Below are 1,003 nucleotides of genomic sequence, written 5' to 3' on the forward strand. Positions count from 1 at the left end.
CCATTCCTGGCTCGTGCCCGGGAATGGTCCATAAAGCACTGAATGCGCGAAGAGCCGCCAAGCGGGCGTTGCCTACGCCTCCCAGCACGGCATAGGTCATGCCGCTGGCTCGCGCTTCGCGCAGACACTCCTCGATGAGCGCTGTTGCCAAGGACAGATCGCGACCGCGTGCCTCGGGCACGAGCGCAATCGCAGACAGCATCCCGAGCCGCGCAGTGTCGTAGGCAAGGAAGCCGAGCAAGCGGTCCTTGGGCGGCAGTTCCTTGTTCCGGTCGACCACGATCACAGACGAGATCGGATCCCGTGAGAACGACCGGTGGATCTCGCTTGCCCAGCCTCCACCGAAGGTCTCTCTGAGCCAGTCGACAATCAGCAGCTCCTCACTCGCTTCGGGACGACGCACCCACAGGTCTCGGCCGTTGACCGTAAGAGACGTGGGAGTGGAACTCGGCGTCCAGGTCCGGAAGTCGATGAAGAGATCCGCCCATTCAAGGCTCTTGTCGTCCCGCGCCGCCGTGCTCTTGCGTTCGCTTGAATCGGGAATCCACCACGCCGCCTGCCGCAGCACCGACGGGAAGTGGTCCGCGTATTCGCTGACTTCCGTCATCGCGTAGGCATACCCCAGCCACTGAAGCCGCTCGAGTGCGACATGGACGAGAAGCCAGTGCATGCCCGCACGCTCCGCCGGGGCGACCACGGCGGCCACCTCGCAGGCGCCGACTGTGCCCGGGCCCTTGACGTTGATGCCACACCGGCCCAGAAGCGTCCCTTCCCGGTGCAGTTCGACGAAGGACTGGGCTCGCGGCCCAGCGGCCCCTTTGAACCGGGGAACGACACGAGCGATATCGGGCGATGCGGTGGCAGAGCTCAGAGCGTCGAGCAGAGGCTGGGACGGTGTGAGGTCGTACAGGCGTATGAGGGCCTCCCTGGACAAGGCCTACCTCACCTCCGCGCCTTCGAAGATCTGCCGGTCCAGCAGCGAGGTGAGCGGGGGACCGTCCGG

Annotated in this window: 1 protein-coding gene; it reads right to left on the minus strand. The window is 65.5% G+C overall.

Annotated features, from left to right (window positions below; all coding sequences use genetic code 11):
- The coding region (tunC, locus tag AB0M27_RS48260) for an N-acetyl-D-glucosaminyl-tunicaminyl-uracil acyltransferase TunC (RefSeq protein ID WP_365732520.1) at positions 1-934 on the minus strand (934 nt) is incomplete at its 3' end.
- Positions 935-1,003 lie beyond the last annotated feature (69 nt).

Origin of the sequence: Streptomyces sp. NPDC052107 (genome assembly GCF_040680215.1) — a bacterium.
Classification (GTDB): Bacteria; Actinomycetota; Actinomycetes; order Streptomycetales; family Streptomycetaceae; genus Streptomyces.